We start from the raw sequence: 19,276 nt of genomic DNA on the forward strand, positions 1-19,276 counted from the left end.
GTCCGCATTGGATGACGGGGCGCGTCCGAAGGGACCGACCCTATCGCAAATCCAAGTGGAGCCCTCTCTATGAAGTCCGCGACACGATCGGCCAGTTCGCCGTATTTCAGTTCGTTTGCAACCGGCGCCCCGCCGGTGGGAGGAATATCGAAACGAAGCTTCGACATCCTCGTGGCGCTTGGCGCCTTCATCCTCATCAGCCCCATCTTCCTGATGATCATGGCGCTGGTGAAGCTTTCCGACGGCGGCAGTGTCTTCTACGGCCATCGCCGTATCGGCTATAACGGCACGACCTTCCGCTGCCTGAAGTTCCGCACGATGGCGGAAAATGGCGACGCCATCCTGCAGCAATACCTGAAGGACAACCCGGCCGCCTATGAGGAGTGGCGCAACGCGCGCAAGCTGCAGCACGATCCGCGCGTGACCGTCGTCGGCACCGTGCTGCGCAAGCTCAGCCTCGACGAGCTGCCACAGCTCTTCAACATCCTGCGCGGCGAGATGAGCCTCGTCGGGCCGCGTCCGGTGGTGGAAGACGAACTGGAGCTCTACGAGGCCTCCGCCATCTACTATCTCCAGACCCGCCCCGGCCTTACGGGCCTCTGGCAGGTCAGCGGGCGCAACGACGTGTCCTATGCGGCACGCGTCGCCTTCGATACGCACTATGTGTGCAACTGGTCACTGGTGAGCGATCTCATGATCGTCGCCCGCACCATCCCGGCCGTCTGCCTTTCGCGCGGCAGCTATTGATCCGGCAGCAACGCCCGCGGCCCCGGCTGCGGAGCGCCGGAAGACAGGGGTTCTCATGAACACGAAGACACCGAACGTGGCTTTCGCCGCGGCCGCGTTTCCCATGAAGGCACGCACGGCGCTGTGCCTTGCTTTTCTCGTCCTTGCCGGTCCGGCGGGTGCACAGGCCGGTGAATACCGGCTCGGCGTGATGGACAAGCTGCGCATCCGCGTTGCCGAATGGCAGACCGCCGAAGGGGCGATCCGCGACTGGAGCGCCGTCAGTGGCGACTACAGCATCGGAGCGGACGGGGTGGTTTCCGTGCCCTTCATCGGCCCGTTGCCGGCAGACGGCCGCACGACCGGCGAGCTTGCCGAGGAGATCGGCCAGAAGATGCAGGTGCTGTTCGGCCTGCGCGACCGTCCGTCCGCCTCGGTGGAGATCGCCGAATACCGGCCGGTCTATCTCGCCGGCGAGGTGCAGACGCCCGGCGCCTATCCCTATGCACCGGGGCTGACGGTGCTGAAGGCCGTCAGCTTCGGCGGGGGCCTGCGCCGCGCCGATGCCAGCCAGCGCTTCACGCGGGATTTCCTGCGCTCCGAAGGCGAGGCCGCCGTCTTTCTTTCCGAACGCAACCGCTTGCTGGTCCGCCGCGCCCGCATCCAGGCGGAAATGAACAACGCCAAGGGCATCGCCATGCCGAAGGAGCTCGGCGAGGCCGAGGAGGCGCGCGCCCTGATGGAAAGCGAGACGGCGCTGATGGTCTCGCGGGAGAAGCGCCAACGCCTGCAATTGACGGCGCTCGCCGACCTAAAATCCCTGCTCAGCACCGAGATCGAGGCGCTCGGCAAGAAATCGCAGACCCAGACGCGGCAGCTCGAGCTCGTCCAGGCCGATCTCGACAAGGTCGACACACTCGCCGAAAAGGGCCTGGCGATCAGCTCCCGGCGGCTGGCGCTGGAGCAGCGCACGGCCGACCTGCAAGCCGCCCTGCTCGACATCGACACCGCCTCGCTGAAGGCCAAGCAGGACATCAACAAGGCCACGCAGGACGAGACCAACCTCACGAACGACTGGGATGCGCAGCTTGCCCAGGAGTTGCAGAACACCGAGCAGGAACTCGACACGCTGGCCCTGAAACTCGGCACGAGCCGTAGCCTGATGTCGGAGGCGCTGATGCAATCGGCCGATGCGGCCGCCTTCAAGGACGGGCTCTCCTCCGCCAACATCGCCTATTCGATCCTGCGCACGGTGAAGGGCAAGGCCGAAGAGATCAGCGCCACCGAGACGACGACGGTCCTGCCGGGCGACATCGTCAAGGTGGGGCTGAGCCTGAAGACGCAGTGAGCCGGCCATGCGGATCGCCAAGGCAAGCCTGATCGAGCCGGGGGCCAACACGGCCTATGCCGCGACGGCCGTCGCGCTGTCCTTCTTCGTCTTCGCCTATTCCTTCCGCTTCGGTCAGGTGTCGATCCTCGCCTACTACGCGCTGTGGCTGCCACTGGTCGTCGTCGACTACCGGCGGGTGCTCGGGAACTATGCGCGCTACGGCTGGATCTTCGCCTTCGCCATTTTCGCCTGCCTGTCCGTCTTCTGGTCGCAGGCGCCAGGCGTCACGACCCGGGCGGGCGTGCAATATCTCTCCCATGTCGTCTGCGCGCTGATCGCCATGCGCGTCGTCGACACGCGCACGCTGGTGCGCGGCGGCCTTGCCGGCACGGCGCTCGTCTTGTGTTACTCGCTCGTCTTCGGCGTCTACCATCTCGATCCGCTCGACGGCACCTACAGCTTCGTCGGCGCCTTCGCCTCCAAGAACCAGCTTGGCTTCTATGCCTCGCTCGCCGTGCTCTTCGCCTTCGCCGCGCTCTTCCTCGGAGGTGAGCGCGGGGCGTGGAAGCTCGTCGCCCTTGTCTGCGTGGCGGTCGCGCTCTACTGCCTGAAAGCCTCGCAATCGGCGACCTCCGTGCTGACGACCGCCGCCGTCGCGGGCCTCTGCCTCGGGCTGAAGGCGCTGGAATGGCTGGCGCCGGCACACCGCAAGATCCTGTTTCTCGTGCTCGCCGTCTTCGCCGCGCTCGTGCTCCTCGCCGGAGCCTATGGCGGGGGCTATGCGCTGGTGCTCGGCGCCTTCGGCAAGGATGCGACGCTGACGGGGCGCACCTATCTCTGGCAGCAGGGCATCGAGACGGCCGCGGCCGCGCCCTTCGTCGGCATCGGCTACCAGGCCTTCTGGGTGCAGGGTTTTGCCGAGGCCGAGCGGCTGTGGGCCGCCTTCTTCATCGGCACCCGCTCGGGCTTCCACTTCCACAACACCTTCATCGCCGCGACGGTGGAGACCGGTCTAATCGGCTGCCTGCTCCTGTCGATGGTGCTGCTCGTCGCACTCGCCGGCCATCTCCACCGGCTACTCTCTGCCGCGCACGACCTGGAGGCGCTGGTTCTCTTCACCGTGGCGGCGCTTTTGGCGGTGCGCACCTTCGTCGAGATCGACATCCTCAATCCCTACCATATCGGCTCGTTCCTGCTCTATTTCGCCGCCGGCAAGCTGGCCGATGCCCGCCGCGCCCGAAGGCGGCAGCCGGTGTATCGCGTCAGGCTGCCGCTGCGCCCAGAAGGGGCCATCCGCCCATGACGGAGGAAACACGGCCGGTGACAACGCTCTACGGCATCCAGTACTTGCGAGCGCTCGCCGCGCTTGCGGTCGTCTTCTTCCATGCCGGCGAGCGCAGCGGCCATGCGCTGGCGATCGGCGCGGCGGGGGTCGACGTCTTCTTCGTCATCAGCGGCTTCATCATGTGGGTGATCGTCGCGCGACGCCCGGTCTCGCCCGGCCGTTTCCTTGCCGAGCGCCTGCGCCGCATCGTGCCCGTCTATTGGCTCGCGACCGGGGCCATGGTGGCAGGCGCGCTGCTCGGCCTCTTCCCCAATCTCGCGCTGACGGCAGAGCACCTCCTCGCCTCGCTGTTCTTCGTGCCCTTGCCCTCGCCGAGCAGCGGCGAGATCTGGCCGCTGCTCGTCCAGGGCTGGACGCTCAACTACGAGCTCTTCTTCTATGCCGTCTTCGCCGCCTGCCTGTTGCTGCCGGCGCACATGAGGCTTGCCGCCGTTGCCGCAATCTTCCTCGGCCTTGTCACGCTCGGCCTCACGGTGACAAGCGACAACCCGCTCTTCGTCACCTATACGCGGCCGATCATCCTGGAATTCGTCGCGGGCATGCTGATCGGCCGGCTGTGGCTAACCGGGCGCGTGCAGGGCAAGGGGCTGGGCCTCGCGCTCGTTACGCTGTCGCTCGCCGGCTTCGCCGTGATCGGCCTCCTGCGGCTGCCCTTCGACGAATGGACCTGTGGGCCGCTCGCGGCCACGCTGGTCTACGGCACGGCGGCGCTGGAGCGGGAGGGCGGCGTGCCGCATCTGAGACTACCGGCGCTTCTCGGCGATGCGTCCTATTCGATCTATCTCTGGCACACCTTCGCCATCTCGGTCGTGGCGAAGGCGGGCGTCACGCTCGGCCTGGCGCCGCCGCTCGTCTTCATCGCCGCAGTCCTCGCCGGCGTCCTTTCCGGCCTTGCCGGCTATCGGCTCATCGAGCGCCCGCTGCTGCGCGGGTTTTCCGGAAAGCGCCGCACGGACGCTGCCCGGCGGGCGGTTGCAGCCGAGGGCTAAGCTCTCGTGTCCCGTCAGGCCCGGAGCACGGGGAACGTGAGCTCCACCACCGTCCCCTTTCCCTGTATCGAGAGGATGCGGGCGTCGCCGCCACTCTGGCGAACGAAGCCGTAGACCACGGCAAGGCCAAGGCCGGCGCCGCCTTCCTCGTCGCGCGTGGTGAAATAGGGCTCGAAGGCCTTGTCGGCAGCTTCCGGCGACATGCCGATGCCCTCGTCGGCCACCGAAACCACGACGCCGGCTCCCCCGCCGAGGCAGCGGATGAGGATCGTTCCCCCCGACGGCATGGCAGCGGCGGCGTTGAGGCAGAGATTGAGCACAGACTGCTCGAACAGCGCCGCATCGAGCAGCACCGTCGGCAGGCCATCGGCAATGTCGAAGACGAGCCGGCACTTCTCCCCGACGGCGATCTCCAGCACGTCCGCCATGCCGCGCAGCAGCGCACCGATTTCCACCGCGCCGGGATGGATCGGCTGCTGGCTGCCGATGGAAAGCATGCTGCCGGCCAGCGACCGGCCCCGGTCGGCGGCCTTGCGGATGCGGGCAAGGTGGCGCTTCTGCCGGTCGTTGAAGCCGGTCTCGCGCTCCAGGAGGCCGAGGCTGCCGGTGATGATGCCGATCATGTTGCCGACCTCGTGGCTCACCTGGTGCGTCATGCGCATGATGCCGTCGAGACGCTGGATCTTGGCGGTCTCCGCCTCCTGCCGGTCGATGTCGGTGACGTCGCGCGCCAAAAGCACGATGCCGCCATCCGGCTGGCGCGACAGCGAGACCTCCGTCACCCGCCCTGCCTCGGAGCGATGGCGCAGCACGGAGCGGTCGCCGAGCGCGCCCGCCTCGCCCTCGGCAGGTAGCAGCGCCGGGTCGATCTCGGGGATCGGCGCGACGAACTTGCGCACCGGCAATTTGCGCGCCGAGCCCGACCAGCCGACCAGTTCGATGACGCGGCGGTTCATGGTGATCGGCTTGCCGCGCGGATCGAACAGCGCGATGCCCTCGTTCATGGTGCGGAAGGTGGAGCGGATGGTGCGCGCGGCGGCCTCGGCGGTGCGCCGCAGCCGCGAGACGCGCTCGACGCTTTCCCGGAAGGCCCGGAAGGCCTCCAGCAACCGCACCAGCTCGGTCTCCGTGCCGTCGTAGCGCGGCGCGTCGACATCCTTGCGCCCTTCCGCCAGCGCATTCATGCCGTTGGACAGCGCAACGATGCCGCGCGAGACGCGCATGACGGAGCGGATGGAGAAGATCGCCATGACGAGCACGAGCAGCGCCGCGAAGGCGACGATGACGAGCAGGCGGCTCAGCGCGGCGGATGTCGAGGCGAGATCGTCGTTCAGGCTGCGCGCGACCGCCTCGCTCTGGGTTTCGGTGGCGTGCGAGAGATCGCGGGACACGGAATGCAGCCGCGAGACGGCGGCGCGGATGGAAAACATTTCGAGAAGATAGCGCGTCTGCGCCTCGAAGATGCGCTCGTAGGGCGCGAATTCGGCAGCGGAAATCCGCACGTCCGGCGCGGCGCGCGCAATGCGCGGCGCGGTTTCGGCCACATAGCGGCGGCGCAGTTCACCGAGCTGGAACAGGCTGTCGGAATTGGACGCCGACTGCACGATGGCGTTCAGCCGCCGGCGGAAATCGGCATCCGCGATGCCGCTGCCGGTAGCGATCTCGCCGAGCGCGGCGGCGGCCTCGGCCTTGTGCTGCTGGGCGCTGTCCGCATCGCCGGCAAGTGCCGTGGTCTGCGTGCGGATCGTTTCAAGAAGCTCGACGATGCGGGTGCTGGCAAAACCCTTCATCCCGGCCGGGCCGCTATCCGGCGCCATGGCGTGCAGCAGCGCATCGACCTGCGCGACCACCGAGCGGCTTTCGCTGGAAACCCGGTAGGGCGAGGTGGCGTTCATCAGGAAGGGCGCGCTGGAGACGAGATCGGAGACCTGTCGCGAGACCAGCGAGGCCTTGGCGAGGCTGGAAAAGGCCTGCAGGCCATAGGTCGCCATCTCCTCGCGCGCCCGCTGCAAGCCATAGATGGCGATGGTCGACAGGCTGACGACGAGCACGCAGATGAAGACGATCGCAAAGGGCAGGCGGAAGGCGATCGAGGACAGGAAGGGGCGGTTGATCACGGCGAAAGCTCGGTGTCGTCGGTGTCGAGCACATAACCCTTGCCGCGCCGCGTCTTGATATGGCGCGGCAGGTCCGGATTGCGCTCGATCTTGCGGCGCAGGCGCAGCACCAGCACGTCGACATTGCGGTCAATGTAGCGGTCGCTTTCCGCGCCGAGACGGTCGAGGATATGCGCCCGGCTGACCGGGATGTTCGGCGTCTCGGCGAGGATTTCCAGCAGGGCGAATTCGGCGCCGGTCAGCGACTTTCCGGGATCGGTGCGGCAGACGGCGCGGCGGCGCGCCAGATCCACCGACCAGTCGCCGAGCTTCAGGGAAGCCGGCTCGTGCTCACGCTCGCCGTCCCGCTCGGGCTTCAGCGTGGGGATCGTCCGCCGCAGCACGGCCTTGATGCGCGCCGTCAGCTCGATGGGCTCGAAGGGCTTGACGACATAGTCGTCCGCCGCCGTCTCCAGCCCCAGCACCCGGTCGGCGGCGCTGCCCGCCGCCGTCACCATGACGATGCCGATACTGGTCTGCGCGCGCAGGCGCTGGGCGAAGGCCCTGCCGGAAATGCCGGGCAGGTTATGGTCGATGAGCACGAGATGCACGCTCGCGCGCGCCAGCACGCCCGCCGCCACCTCCGCCGATGGTGCGGTCACCGGTATCCAGCCCTCGGCCTCCACCAGATCGGAGATGAGCTCCGCCATGTCGGGATCGTCCTCGACGATCAGAATCCGTACCCTCTCGTTCAACACATGTCCGTCCTCCCGCACCCATCATAGTAAGGCCCGGATGATTGTTCAAAGCAGCTCGCATTATGCGGCTTTGTCACATTTGTAACCTTTGTCATTTTTGACAGGGCGCACCGGCCGGGGATTGTAAGAACGGTAACCATTCTTCGATTGCGGTGCGCGGCGGATATGCCATCCTGAACGCGGAGATTGGAACGTCCGGCAGTGGAGAGGGCGTTCCAAATGGGAGGAACATCGTGAGAGGCATCAGCGCTTTCGGCGCGGGCGTGGCCCTGTGGCTGGCGACCGCCACGGCCGGCATGACGGCCCCTTCGCTCACCGTCCTGTGCGGTGTGGACGAGGTGTGGTGTGCCGCCATGCAGAAGGCCTACGAGGCAGAGACCGGCCTTGAGATCGCGATGACGCGCCGGAGCACCGGCGACATCCTCAACCAGATCCGCGCGGAAAAGGACGCGCCCACCATAGACGTCTGGTGGGGCGGCACGGGTGACACGCATCTGCAGGCCGGTTCGGAAAACCTGCTCGAGCCCTACCAGCCGGCGCATGGGCGCGACATGCTGCCCTGGGCGCAGAACTTCTTCGCCATGTCCGGCGGCCGCTCGGCCGGCATCTATGCCGGGGCGCTGGGCTTTGCCTACAATGCCGACCTGCTGCGCGCGGCGAAGCTGCCGGCGCCGACCTGCTGGAAGGACCTGGCGGACATCGCCTATCGCGGCCGTATCCAGAGCGGCAATCCGAACTCCTCCGGCACCGCGTTCACGACACTGGCGACGCTGGTGCAGCTCTTCGGCGAGGACGAGGCCTTCCGCTATCTCGCCGCGCTCAACCGCAACATCGAGCGCTACACGGCGTCTGGCTCCGCCCCGGTCAAGGCTGCGGCGCGGGGCGAGGTGCTGATCGGCATTTCCTTCATGCACGATGCGGTCACGCAGAAACAGGCGGGGTCCCCGCTGGTCATCGTCGCGCCCTGCGAAGGTACGGGCTACGAGATCGGCGCCGTCAGCATCGTCAGGGGCGCGCGCCATGTCGAAGCGGCAAAACGCTTCGTCGATTTCGCGCTGAGCCCGGAAGGCCAGGCGACGGGTGCCGCGGCCGGCCAGAACCAGGTACCTTCGAATTCCATGGCGAGCCTGCCGCTCGCCGCGCCCGACATCTCGCTGATCAAGATGGTGGACTACGACTTCGCCACCTTCGGCACGCCCGAAGAACGACATCGGCTGCTCAAACGGTTCGACGCGGTGCTCTCCGCGACGAACTGATCGAGGACCGGAAACAGACCCAAATCGACAAGAACGCGAACGAGCCGCCCGCGGGCAGCCCGATGGCCCCGCCATGTCCGTTCGCGCCAGGATTCATACCAAGGCAACAGGAGGATGCCCCAATGAAGACCAAGACCCTTTCCCTCATGCTTTTCGCCGGAACGGCGCTTGCCGCCCTGCCGGCGCAGGCGGCCGGCGACCTCAACCTCATCTGCTCGGCCGACGTCGTCATCTGCGAGCAGATGAAGGGCGATTTCGAGAAGGCGCACAGCGACATCAAGGTGAACATGGTGCGCCTGTCCTCGGGCGAGACCTATGCCAAGGTGCGCGCCGAGGCCCGCAACCCGAAGACCGACATCTGGTGGGGCGGCACCGGCGATCCGCATCTCCAGGCCGCCTCGGAAAACCTGACACTGGAATACAAGTCGCCGAAGCTCGACGAACTCAACGACTGGGCGAAGAAACAGGCCGAAAGCGCTGGCTACAAGACGGTCGGCATCTATGCCGGTGCGCTCGGCTGGGGCTACAACACCGAGATCTTCAAGGCGAAGGGTTTCAAGGAGCCGGTCTGCTGGGCCGATCTCCTGGCACCCGAGCTGAAGGGCGAAATCCAGATCGCCAACCCCAACTCCTCCGGCACCGCCTATACGGCGCTCGCCTCCCTCGTGCAGATCATGGGCGAGGACCCGGCCTTCGACTACCTGAAGAAGCTCAACGACAACATCTCGCAATACACCAAGTCCGGCTCGGCACCCGTCAAGGCGGCGGCCCGCGGCGAGACGGCGCTCGGCATCGTCTTCGTGCATGACGCGGTGGCGCAGACGGCCGAAGGCTTCCCGGTCAAGTCGATCACGCCTTGCGAGGGCACCGGCTACGAGATCGGCTCCATGTCGATCGTCAAGGGCGCGCGCAACCTCGACAACGCCAAGGTCTGGTACGACTGGGCGCTGACCCCGGAAGTCCAGTCGCGCATGAAGGATGCGAAATCCTTCCAGCTGCCGTCCAACAAGAGCGCCGAAATCCCGAAGGAGGCACCGCGCTTCGAGGACATCAAGCTGATCGACTACGACTTCAAGACCTATGGCGACCCGGCCAAGCGCAAGGCGCTGCTGGAGCGCTGGGACCGTGAAGTCGGCGCGGCCGCCAACTGACGGCCTGATGGACGGCGCCCGTCTCCTCCGGGCGCCGTCTTCCCGAAACGACAAATCACAGCGAGGTCGGCCATGAGACATGGCAATCGCAGGCTGGACGTGGTCCTGATCCTGGGCGTGGTCGCTTTGACCCTACTGCCCTGGTACCGGATCGACGGCGGCTTCTACGGGTTCGGTTGGCTGGCCGGGTTCCCTCTTTCCACCGAGGCCGCGCCTGGCCTCGTGCAGATCGCCGTGCATGACCGCCTGTGGCTGGCCGGTAGCGCGCTTCTTCTTCTTCTCGCGGTCGCCGCGCGCAGCATGGCGGATCCGATACGCCGTGGTGCAGCCCTCGCCTTTCTGGGCGCGCTCGGCATCCTCTTCCTGTCGCTGCAGGGCCTTGCCATCGGCTTTTCCGGCTGGACATGGACGGTGAGCGAAAGCCTGTTCGGCGCGCTTTCGGACGGCCAGCCCTCGATGGGCGCCGGGGCCGTGCTCTCGGCGGTCGTCTTCGTGCTTCTCTTCGCCTTCGGCCTTGCCGAGCGCGGCGTGATGAAGGGCGATGCCTTCGTCGTCAGCGCCATCTCGCTGCTCGTCTTCCTCGTCGCGGTCTTCGTCTTCTATCCGATCGGCAGCATGTTCGCCGGCTCGGTGCAGGATTTCGACGGCTCGTTCAATCCGGACGGCTTCATCCGCAACATGCAGGATCCCGGCATCTGGAGCCTCAGCTGCGTCATCGGTGACGGGCGCTGCGGCGTCGCCTGGCGCACCCTGTGGCTCGCCATCATGACGGGCCTCGGCTCAACGCTGCTCGGCCTTGCCTTCGCGCTGGTCGCCACCCGCACGCGCTTTCCCTACAAGAAGGGCCTGCGCCTCCTCACCATCCTGCCGATCATCACGCCGCCCTTCGTCATCGGCCTGGCGCTGACGCTGCTCTTCGGCCGCGCGGGCGTCGTCACACAGGGGCTTTCCGATCTCTTCGGCATCGAGCCCGGCCGCTGGCTCTACGGCCTCACCGGCATCTGGATCGCGCAGGTCCTCTCCTTCACGCCGATCGCCTTCCTCGTCCTGATCGGCGTCGTCGAGGGTGTCAGCCCGTCGATGGAGGAGGCCTCCACGACACTGCGCGCCGACCGCTGGCGCACCTTCCGGCGCGTCTCGCTGCCCCTGATGAAGCCGGGCCTCGCCAATGCCTTCCTCATCGGCTTCATCGAGAGCATGGCCGATTTCGGCAATCCGCTGGTGCTCGGCGGCAGCCACGGCGTGCTCTCGACGGAGATCTTCTTCGCCGTGGTCGGCTCGCAGAACGACCCATCGCGCGCCGCCGTGCTCGCCACGGTCCTGCTCGTCTTCACGCTCTCGGCCTTCCTCGCCCAGCGCTTCTGGCTGTCGGGCAAGAACTTCGCCACCGTGACGGGCAAGGGCGACAGCGGGGCGCATATCGCGCTGCCGCGCGGGGTGTCGCTCGGCGTGCATGCCATCGTCATCCCCTGGGGCCTGTTCACGCTGGTCGTCTACGGCATGATCCTCGTCGGCGGCTTCGTGAAGACCTGGGGCCTCGACAACTCGCTGACGCTCGACCACTACGCCAAGGCCTTCTCCATCGGCTTCGACGGCGGCATCGCCTGGACGGGCGTTGCCTGGAACTCGTTCTGGACGACGATGGAGATCGCGCTGATCTCCGCACCGCTGACGGCCATCGTCGGCCTTCTGACGGCCTACATCATCGTGCGCCAGAAATTCACCGGCAAGAACGTCTTCGAGTTCGCGCTGATGATGAGCTTTGCCATTCCCGGCACGGTCATCGGCGTCAGCTACATCATGGCCTTCAACCTGCCCCCGCTGGAGATGACCGGCTCGGCACTGATCCTCATCGCCTGCTTCGTCTTCCGCAACATGCCAGTCGGCGTGCGCGGCGGGATTGCGGCGATGAGCCAGCTCGACAAGAGCCTGGACGAGGCCTCGCTGACGCTGCGTGCCGGCAGCTTCCGCACCATCCGCAAGGTCATCCTGCCGCTCCTGCGGCCCGCCATCACCGCCGCGCTCGTCTATTCCTTCGTGCGCGCCATCACCTCGATCAGCGCCGTCATCTTCCTTGTCAGCGCCGAATACAACATGGCGACCTCCTATATCGTCGGCCTCGTCGAGAACGGCGAGTACGGCGTGGCGATCGCCTATTCCTCCATGCTGATCGTCGTGATGATCACGGTCATCACCGGCTTCCAGCTTCTCGTGGGCGAACGGCGCCTGCGCCGTGAGAACCGCGTCGCCGGCCTTGCCCCCTCTCGTCAGGAGAAAATCGCATGATCAACCAGAAAGCCGGCTCCGTCACGTTCGAGAACGTGAAGAAGACCTTCGGCGCCTTCACCGCCATTCCCGACCTCTCGCTCACCATCGAGCCCGGCACGCTCGTCACCCTGCTCGGCCCTTCCGGCTGCGGCAAGACGACGACGCTGCGCATGCTCGCCGGGCTGGAACATCCGACGGCCGGGCGCATCCTCATCGGCGGCAAGGACGTCACCATGCTGCCGGCCAACGAGCGCGACGTCTCGATGGTCTTCCAGTCCTATGCGCTCTTTCCACATATGAGTTCGCTCGACAACGTCGCCTATGGCCTCGAATCCTCCGGCCTCTCGCGCAAGGAGGCGCGGGAGAAGGCGGAGGAGGGGCTGGCGCTCGTCGGCCTCGCGGGCATGGGCGGACGCCTGCCGGCCGAACTTTCCGGCGGCCAGCAGCAACGTGTCGCCGTCGCCCGCGCGCTGGTGTTGGAGCCGCAGGTGCTTCTGCTCGACGAACCGCTCTCCAACCTCGACGCGCGCCTGCGCCGGCGGGTGCGCACGGAGATCCGCGAACTTCAGCAGCGCCTCGGCTTCACCGCCGTCTATGTCACGCATGACCAGGACGAGGCGCTCGCCGTCTCCGACCGCATCATCGTCATGAAGGATGGCGAGATCGCGCAGTCCGGTGCCCCGCGCGATCTCTACGAGTTCCCCGCCTCCGCCTTCATCGCCGATTTCATGGGCGAGGCGAATGTCATCGCCTGCGAGGTCCTGGGCATCGACGGCACGGAGGCCGACATCCGCATCGGCAACCTGAAGCATCGCGTGCCCGCCGGCCGGGCGAAGCCGGGCGCTGCCAGCCTTGCCGTGCGCCCCGGCGCGGTGACGCTCGCCGAAGGCCGCGGCGAGGGGCTGGCCGGGCGCATCCTGCATTCGGCCTATCTCGGCGACCATGTCGAATACGAGGTGGAGACCGATGTCGGCACGCTCTTCATCGTCGACCATGCCATCGACCGCATCCTGCCCGCTGCCTCCGACGCCACGCTCGGCTTCAAGGGCCGCGGCATCGCCCTCATCAGCAACTAGAGCAAGTCCGCTTTTCTTCGAATCGCGGAAACGCTCTGTCTTTTTTTACGCAGTTCCGGACGCAAAACCGCTTCGCACTTTTGCTGGAATTGCTTACCCAAGGAAAACAGCATGACGTCGCAAGAGACGGACCTAGACAGACGCTTCGTCCTCGCCAAGGCCATCGCCCAGGAGGCGGGAGCCATGGCACTCGATTATTTCAACCGTCGCGACAGCCTGGTGATCGAGACAAAGCGCGACCCGCAAGATGTCGTCTCCATCGCCGACCGCACCGTGGAAAAGCTGATCCGCGAGCGGGTCGAGGCGACGTTCCCCGGGGACGGCTTCCTCGGCGAGGAGTTCGGCCACACGGCCGGCAGCTCCGGCTACACCTGGGTCGTCGATCCCATCGACGGCACCGCGCCTTTCGTCAGCGGCATGCCGACCTGGTGCGTCTCGATCGCCGTGCTGCACGACAATGAGCCCGTCATCGGCGTCATCGGCGCGCCCTGCCACAACGAGCTCTATGCCGCCGCCGCCGGCCGGGGCGCCAAGCTCAACGGCAAGGTCCTGACGCTGGATCCCACCCGCAACGTGCGCAACGCCATGACCGGCATCGGCGCCAACAGCCATGTGACGCCGGACGCCATGGCCGACATCATCCGCCGGCTGCTGCAGGCAGGCGGCACCTTCATCCGCAACGGCTCCGGTGCGCTGATGCTCGCCTATGTCGCGGCCGGCCGGCTCGTCGGCTACTACGAGCCCTACATGCACGCCTGGGATTGCCTTGCCGGCTATTGCCTCGTGAAGGAGGCCGGCGGCTGGCATCATCCCTTCCCGGTGGAGGGCGAGCAATTGACCAGGGGTGGACCGGTCGTCGCCGCCGGCCCGGGCGCCCGCGCCGACCTCGAAAGGCTGGCCGGACTCACCTAGCAGGCCGGCTTTGCGCATCAATGCACGGCTGTGCAATATTATATTGACAAACACCGACCCTCAGTGATTGACTGCACCCAATGACCAATCGGGATGGGAGGAAACATTCCCGGTTTGGTCAAATTCGGTGCGGTGGCCGGCGAAAGCGGGCAGGGGAGGAAACATTGCACGGCTTTGCGAACACTGTTGGAAAAACGTGCCGCAGCGCACAAGGCGGGCTTCATGGCCGCCTCTGATGCGACTGTAGCGCCGGCGCCCGTTGGCGGCGCGCGCTGGCGCTACCGGTTGCGGCTGGCGCTGCGCGAGCCGACGACTGTCATCGCCGTCCTGATGGCGGCGCTGTTCGCCTATCTCATCGTCGTGCCGATCCTGTCGATCCTTGCGGACGCGGCGACCGTGCAGTTCGGTGACGAGCGGCGCACGGCAGGCGAAACGGGCAGCTTCACCACCTACTACCTCTACCGCGCCTTCGCTTCGCCGGTCGCGCACGATCTCTTCTGGGAACCGCTCCTCAACACGCTGAAGGTGGCCTTCGGCGCCATTGCCATCTCGCTGTCGGTGGGCGGTATTCTCGCCTGGCTGATCGCGCGCACCGACATGTTCGGCCGCCGCTGGTTCGCCACCGCCCTCATCGTGCCCTACATGCTGCCGGCCTGGACCTTCGCGCTCGCCTGGACCACGCTGTTCAAGAACCGCACCGTCGGCGGCCAGCCGGGCTGGTTCGAGGCGGTGGGCCTGACGCCGCCAGACTGGCTCGCCTATGGCCAGGTGCCGATCACCATCATCCTCGCGCTGCACTACACGCCCTTCGTCATCCTGCTGTTCGGCTCTGCGCTGCGCCGCTTCGACAGCCAGCTGGAGGACAGCGCGCGCATTCTCGGTGCGCCGGGCCGGGTGGTCGCCCTGCAGATCATCCTGCCGCTGATGCGCCCCGCGCTGCTGTCGGCCGTGCTGCTCATCTTCGCCAAATGCCTCGGCGAGTTCGGCGTGCCCTATGTGCTCGGCCTGCCGGTGAAGTTCGACGTGCTGGCGACCTCGCTCTACCGGTCCATCGGCTCGCGCCAGACCGGAGTTGCGGGCGTGCTCGCCGGCGCCATCATGCTGATCGGCGTGCTGGCCATCATGATCGACGCGCATCTCGCCCGCGAGGCGCGCCGCTTCGTCACTGTCGGCTCCAAGGGCGCGATGAACCGGCTGTCGCGGCTGAAATCCTGGCGCTGGCCGGCCAGCGGCTTTGCCGCCGCCATCTTCGTCGTCTCGGTCGGCATGCCCCTCCTGACGCTGGCGCTTTCAACGGTCATGCACCAGCCCGGCAGCTTCGCCCTGTCGAACTTCACGCTCGACTACTGGATCGGCCAGGACCTGCCGACGGTCGCCATGCGCACCGGCATCCTGCTCAGCCCCGATCTCTGGCAGGCGGCGTGGAACACGATTTCGATCGTCGGTATCGCCTCCATCTGCTCGGGCATCCTCGGCGTGCTGACGGGCTATGTCGTGGTGCGCACCACCATCCGGCCGCTGGCGATCTTCCTGCGGCAGGTCACCTTCATGCCCTATCTGGTGCCCGGCATCGCCTTTGCCGCGGCCTATCTCTCGCTTTTCGCCGTGCAGCGCGGGCCGATCCCCGGCCTCTACGGCACGACGCTGATCCTCATCCTCGCGCTGATGGCGGACCAGATGCCCTATGCGTCCCGCGCCGGCATTTCGGCCATGATGCAGCTCGGCAAGGATCCGGAGGAGGCAGCGCAGATCGTCGGCGCCGGCTGGTTCCGCCGCATGACATCAATCGTCATCCCGATCCAGAAGGGCTCGCTCGTCACCGGCATCCTCCTGCCCTTCATCTCGGGCATCAAGGGGCTCAGCCTCTTCGTCATCCTCGCCGTGCCCGCCACGGACGTGCTGACGACCTTCTCGCTGCGCCTCGTGGACTACAACTATACCCAGGCCGCCAACGCCGTGGTGCTGATCATCGCCGGCCTTGCCTATGGCGGCACGGTGCTCGCCCAGCGGCTCACCCGCACCAACCTTGCCGAGGGACTTGGAAACTGATGCCCGATATCGTTCTCAGCCATGTGCAGAAATCCTACGGCGCCGGCTCGCCCAACGCGGTGAGCGACCTCGACCTCCACATCGGGGACGGTGAGTTCATGTGCCTGCTCGGGCCCTCCGGCTGCGGCAAGACTACGACGCTGCGCATGATCGCGGGGCTGGAGAACCTGACCGACGGCGAGATCGGCGTCGGCGGGAAGATCGTCGACAGCCCGGCGCGCGGTGCCTTCATCGGCCCGGAAAAGCGCGGCATGGGCCTCGTCTTCCAGTCCTATGCGCTCTGGCCGCATCTCACCATCGAGCGCAACACGGATTTCGGCCTGCGCCTGCGCAAGATGCCGAAGGCCGAGCGCGAGGCGCGCGTCACCGAGGTCATGAAGGCGCTGGATATCGAGAAGTACCGGCACCGCTATCCCTCGCAGCTCTCCGGCGGCCAGCAGCAGCGTGTGGCGCTCGCCCGCATGCTGGCGGTCAATCCCGGCGTGCTGCTGCTCGACGAGCCGCTGTCCAACCTTGACGCGCGTCTGAGGCTCGAAATGCGCGCCGAACTGAAGCGCATCCACGCCGCCTTCCGCACCACCATCGTCTTCGTCACGCACGACCAGTGGGAGGCGATGACGCTCGCCACCTCCATCGCCGTCATGAACGAGGGCCGGTTGCAGCAGCTCGGCACGCCCAACGACATCTACGACCGGCCGGCAAACCGCTTCGTCGCCGAATTCGTCGGCAGTCCGCCGATCAACATTCTCGAAACCGCGACCGGCCATACGCTGGATCGCGCCGCATCGCATTGGCTCGCCGGTCGGCTCGGCGAGAGCGCGGGGGTCGGCTCGGTGGGCTTTCGGCCCGAGGCCCTGCAGATCGCGCGCTCGGAGGCTGCCGTTCCCGGCGACAGCTTCCGCCATGCGGCCGAGGTTACCGGCATCCTGCCGACCGGCGGAAGCTGGATCATCGAACTGAAGGTCGACGGCCGCGCCCTTTTCGCCACCACCACCGAATGCCCGGTGCTGAAGGGCGGCGAGCGGGTCTTCGTACACGCACGGCCGACGGCCATGCACGTCTTCGACGCGGCGGGCCTGAGGCTCGCCGGCGCCGACGACACGCTGGCGCAGGCCGCCTGAACCGAAACGGAAACTGAAACCCGCGCCATCCGATGGGAAGAGACGGATGGGGCGAAGCTGGAGGAGGAGAACATGCGGAAATACGGTTTACTGGCGGGTGTCGCCCTTGTGCTCGGCATGGCCGGCGGGGCGCTGGCGGAAGAGTTCAATCTCGACGCCCTCATCGAGGCGGCAAAGAAGGAGCCGCCGCTGTCGGTCTATGACAGCACCGGCAAGATCGTCGACATGGTCGAGGCGTTCAACGCCAAATACGGGTTGAAGGCGGAGGGCGCCAAATCCAAGGCGACCGCGCAGCTCGAGACGATCATCCGCGAATCCCAGTCGGGCAACATCCAGACGGACGTGTCCTTCATCTCCGACCCCTCGGCGGTGGTCGGCCAGCTGATGCCCGCCGGCTTTGTGGAAAACTGGGTGCCGCCGGATCTCGCCAAGGACATCTCGCCCGAGGCGCACAACCCGCTGCTCGTCGTGTCGAGCCCCAACTTCCTCGCCTACAACACCAAGCTCTACGATAAGTGCCCGATCACCAACATCTGGCAGCTCACCGAGGCGGAGTGGAAGGGCAAGGTCGCGATGCAGGACCCGCTCGGCAAGCCGTCCTACACCGACTGGTTCAACCAGATGCGCAGCCGCATCGACGACAAGATCGCCGCCGCCTACGAGAAGCAGTACGGCAAGAAGCTGGAAAGCGACCTCGGCAGCGCGACGCAAGCCTTCGTGGCGGCGCTGGCGGCCAACGGCCCGCTGCTGACGGATTCGGATTCCGCCGCCGCCGAGGCCGTCGCCGCGCCCGGCCAGAGCGAGCCCTTCATCGGCCTCGTCTCCTCCGCCAAGTTCCGCGACAATGCGGGCAAGGGCTTCACGCTCGGCCTTTGCGCCGGGGTGGATCCGATCATCGGTTTCGCCAACCCGACGGTCGGCGTCATCGTCAAGGGCTCGGACAGCCCGAACACGGCGAAGCTCTTCGTCCACTACGCCATGACGGCCGAGGGCATCGCACCGCAGACCGACGACGGCAAGATGTCGAGCAATCGCAGCGTGGGCCTGCCCGCCGACGAGCCGTCGGGCATCGGCAAACATCTTGAAACGCTGCTGATCTACGACCCCGCGACGGGCCTCGAAGACTGGGACAGCCGGCAGGACTGGCAGGATTTCTGACGCGTCCACTACAAGCGCTGAGCGAAAGACGGGCGGGCCGGTCCGCGGCCCGCCTGCCGCCTTTGCGGCGGGACCGACGAACCGAAAACGACGAACAGGGCAGGAAAGACAGGGCGCATGAGCATTGACGACGGGGCGATCGATCGCCGGGAGGCCTTCCTGCACGACCTGGTCCACGAGGCGGCGGATCTCGCCCGCGCGGGCTTTGCCCGGCAGACGGGGCAGGCGATCAGCATGAAGGGCCCGCAGGATTACCTGACGGAAACCGACGGGCAGGTGGAGGATCATCTGCGCGCCCGGATTTCCGACGCCTTCCCCGAGGACGGCTTCCTCGGCGAGGAGGGCGGCGGCGAGCCGGGCCGCCAGGCCTGGGTGGTCGATCCCATCGACGGCACGGCCAATTTCGCCCGCGCGATCCCGCATTTCTGCGTCGCCATCGCCTTCATTGCGGACGGCGAGGTGCAGCTCGGCGCCATCGTCAACCCCGTGCTGGACGAGGTCTATTTCGCCCGCCTCGGTCGCGGGGCTACCCTCAACGGCAAGCCGATCCACGTTTCCGCCACGACCGACATCACCGCAACCTCCTTCGAGATGGGCTGGTCGAACCGCCGGCCGCTCTCCCGCTATATCGGCGCGCTCAACGCGCTCTATGAGGCGGGCAGCAACGTCCGGCGCGGCGCCTGCGGAGCGCTGGGGCTCGCCTATGTTGCGGACGGGCGCAGCGATGGCTATGCGGAGCTGCACATGAATTCCTGGGATTGCCTTGCCGGTCTCCTTCTCGTGCGCGAGGCCGGCGGGGTGACGGGGCCGTTCCTGTCGCTCGGCGGGCTGACCGCCGGCGCTGCCGTGCTGGCCGCCGCGCCGGGCGTCGCCGCCACCCTGTCGGAGGCGACAGGCATTCCCCTTCTCGCCGGGCCGGACCTTCTGGCCGCAGCGGAAGAAGAGCATCGGAGAACCGCATGACCGAAAAGAAAACCCGCCATTACGATCGCCCGTCGATCAGCCGCGTCTACGAAAACCTGCCGGGCTTCGGCGTCGATC

At 66.8% G+C, this 19,276-nt stretch carries 15 protein-coding genes; 13 read left to right on the forward strand and 2 right to left on the reverse strand.

Annotated features, from left to right (window positions below):
* Positions 1-69 precede the first annotated feature (69 nt).
* The 4 genes from EXZ48_RS15715 to EXZ48_RS15730 all read left to right on the forward strand — a co-directional run bounded on the left by EXZ48_RS15715 (position 70) and on the right by EXZ48_RS15730 (position 4,390).
* On the forward strand, positions 70-747 hold the full coding sequence (locus tag EXZ48_RS15715) for a sugar transferase (protein ID WP_130516902.1): 678 nt from the start codon (positions 70-72) through the stop codon (positions 745-747).
* A gap of 103 nt (positions 748-850) precedes the next feature.
* Positions 851-2,074: a polysaccharide biosynthesis/export family protein gene (locus tag EXZ48_RS15720; protein WP_305850469.1), complete on the forward strand. Its 1,224-nt coding sequence runs from the start codon at positions 851-853 to the stop codon at positions 2,072-2,074.
* Between the two features lie 7 nt (positions 2,075-2,081).
* Positions 2,082-3,359, forward strand: a complete 1,278-nt coding sequence (locus EXZ48_RS15725; protein ID WP_130516906.1) for an O-antigen ligase — start codon at positions 2,082-2,084, stop codon at positions 3,357-3,359.
* Between the two features lie 17 nt (positions 3,360-3,376).
* Positions 3,377-4,390 carry an acyltransferase gene (locus tag EXZ48_RS15730; RefSeq protein WP_130516947.1) on the forward strand — a complete coding sequence of 338 codons (1,014 nt, stop codon included), beginning with the start codon at positions 3,377-3,379 and terminating at the stop codon, positions 4,388-4,390.
* Positions 4,391-4,404: 14 nt separating this feature from the next.
* On the opposite strand, the gene EXZ48_RS15735 is transcribed toward EXZ48_RS15730, so the two are convergent.
* The gene (locus EXZ48_RS15735) at positions 4,405-6,507 is read right to left on the reverse strand and encodes an ATP-binding protein (RefSeq protein ID WP_130516908.1); all 2,103 of its coding nucleotides are present in this window, start codon (positions 6,505-6,507) and stop codon (positions 4,405-4,407) included.
* Positions 6,504-7,244 carry a response regulator gene (locus EXZ48_RS15740; protein WP_130516910.1) on the reverse strand — a complete coding sequence of 247 codons (741 nt, stop codon included), beginning with the start codon at positions 7,242-7,244 and terminating at the stop codon, positions 6,504-6,506. Before EXZ48_RS15740 ends, EXZ48_RS15735 begins: the two co-directional genes overlap by 4 nt.
* Positions 7,245-7,477: 233 nt before the next feature.
* On the opposite strand from EXZ48_RS15740, the gene EXZ48_RS15745 reads away from it, so the two are divergent.
* From EXZ48_RS15745 to EXZ48_RS15785, 9 genes are all read left to right on the forward strand, one after another.
* Complete coding sequence (locus tag EXZ48_RS15745) at positions 7,478-8,500, forward strand: ABC transporter substrate-binding protein (protein WP_245462119.1); 1,023 nt, start codon at positions 7,478-7,480, stop codon at positions 8,498-8,500.
* A 122-nt stretch (positions 8,501-8,622) separates the two neighbouring features.
* Positions 8,623-9,651, forward strand: coding sequence for an ABC transporter substrate-binding protein (locus tag EXZ48_RS15750; RefSeq protein ID WP_130516912.1), 1,029 nt, complete (start codon positions 8,623-8,625; stop codon positions 9,649-9,651).
* A gap of 72 nt (positions 9,652-9,723) precedes the next feature.
* Positions 9,724-11,937 carry an iron ABC transporter permease gene (locus EXZ48_RS15755; RefSeq protein ID WP_130516914.1) on the forward strand — a complete coding sequence of 738 codons (2,214 nt, stop codon included), beginning with the start codon at positions 9,724-9,726 and terminating at the stop codon, positions 11,935-11,937.
* Complete coding sequence (locus EXZ48_RS15760; protein ID WP_050744337.1) at positions 11,934-12,995, forward strand: ABC transporter ATP-binding protein; 1,062 nt, start codon at positions 11,934-11,936, stop codon at positions 12,993-12,995. Before EXZ48_RS15755 ends, EXZ48_RS15760 begins: the two co-directional genes overlap by 4 nt.
* A 111-nt stretch (positions 12,996-13,106) precedes the next feature.
* A complete protein-coding gene (locus tag EXZ48_RS15765; protein WP_023517449.1) occupies positions 13,107-13,907 on the forward strand; it encodes an inositol monophosphatase family protein in 801 nt (266 codons plus the stop codon).
* A 222-nt stretch (positions 13,908-14,129) separates the two neighbouring features.
* Positions 14,130-15,956, forward strand: coding sequence for an iron ABC transporter permease (locus tag EXZ48_RS15770; protein WP_130516916.1), 1,827 nt, complete (start codon positions 14,130-14,132; stop codon positions 15,954-15,956).
* Complete coding sequence (locus tag EXZ48_RS15775) at positions 15,956-17,077, forward strand: ABC transporter ATP-binding protein (protein WP_023517334.1); 1,122 nt, start codon at positions 15,956-15,958, stop codon at positions 17,075-17,077. The genes EXZ48_RS15770 and EXZ48_RS15775 overlap by 1 nt, the downstream gene beginning before the upstream one ends.
* A gap of 72 nt (positions 17,078-17,149) precedes the next feature.
* On the forward strand, positions 17,150-18,235 hold the full coding sequence (locus tag EXZ48_RS15780) for an ABC transporter substrate-binding protein (RefSeq protein ID WP_130516918.1): 1,086 nt from the start codon (positions 17,150-17,152) through the stop codon (positions 18,233-18,235).
* Between the two features lie 117 nt (positions 18,236-18,352).
* Positions 18,353-19,198 carry an inositol monophosphatase family protein gene (locus EXZ48_RS15785; protein WP_050744341.1) on the forward strand — a complete coding sequence of 282 codons (846 nt, stop codon included), beginning with the start codon at positions 18,353-18,355 and terminating at the stop codon, positions 19,196-19,198.
* The last annotated feature ends 78 nt before the right edge of the window (positions 19,199-19,276 follow it).

The sequence above is a fragment of the Shinella sp. JR1-6 genome (genome assembly GCF_004284735.1).
In the GTDB taxonomy this organism is placed as follows: domain Bacteria; phylum Pseudomonadota; class Alphaproteobacteria; order Rhizobiales; family Rhizobiaceae; genus Shinella.

Bases quoted from the DNA above. Each gene is read 5' to 3' on its own strand.
- EXZ48_RS15715 (WP_130516902.1), top strand. From the start codon at position 70: ATGAAGTCCGCGACACGATCGGCCAGTTCGCCGTATTTCAGTTCGTTT.
- EXZ48_RS15720 (WP_305850469.1), top strand. From the start codon at position 851: ATGAAGGCACGCACGGCGCTGTGCCTTGCTTTTCTCGTCCTTGCCGGT.
- EXZ48_RS15725 (WP_130516906.1), top strand. From the start codon at position 2,082: ATGCGGATCGCCAAGGCAAGCCTGATCGAGCCGGGGGCCAACACGGCC.
- EXZ48_RS15750 (WP_130516912.1), top strand. From the start codon at position 8,623: ATGAAGACCAAGACCCTTTCCCTCATGCTTTTCGCCGGAACGGCGCTT.
- EXZ48_RS15755 (WP_130516914.1), top strand. From the start codon at position 9,724: ATGAGACATGGCAATCGCAGGCTGGACGTGGTCCTGATCCTGGGCGTG.
- EXZ48_RS15760 (WP_050744337.1), top strand. From the start codon at position 11,934: ATGATCAACCAGAAAGCCGGCTCCGTCACGTTCGAGAACGTGAAGAAG.
- EXZ48_RS15765 (WP_023517449.1), top strand. From the start codon at position 13,107: ATGACGTCGCAAGAGACGGACCTAGACAGACGCTTCGTCCTCGCCAAG.
- EXZ48_RS15770 (WP_130516916.1), top strand. From the start codon at position 14,130: ATGGCCGCCTCTGATGCGACTGTAGCGCCGGCGCCCGTTGGCGGCGCG.
- EXZ48_RS15775 (WP_023517334.1), top strand. From the start codon at position 15,956: ATGCCCGATATCGTTCTCAGCCATGTGCAGAAATCCTACGGCGCCGGC.
- EXZ48_RS15780 (WP_130516918.1), top strand. From the start codon at position 17,150: ATGCGGAAATACGGTTTACTGGCGGGTGTCGCCCTTGTGCTCGGCATG.
- EXZ48_RS15785 (WP_050744341.1), top strand. From the start codon at position 18,353: ATGAGCATTGACGACGGGGCGATCGATCGCCGGGAGGCCTTCCTGCAC.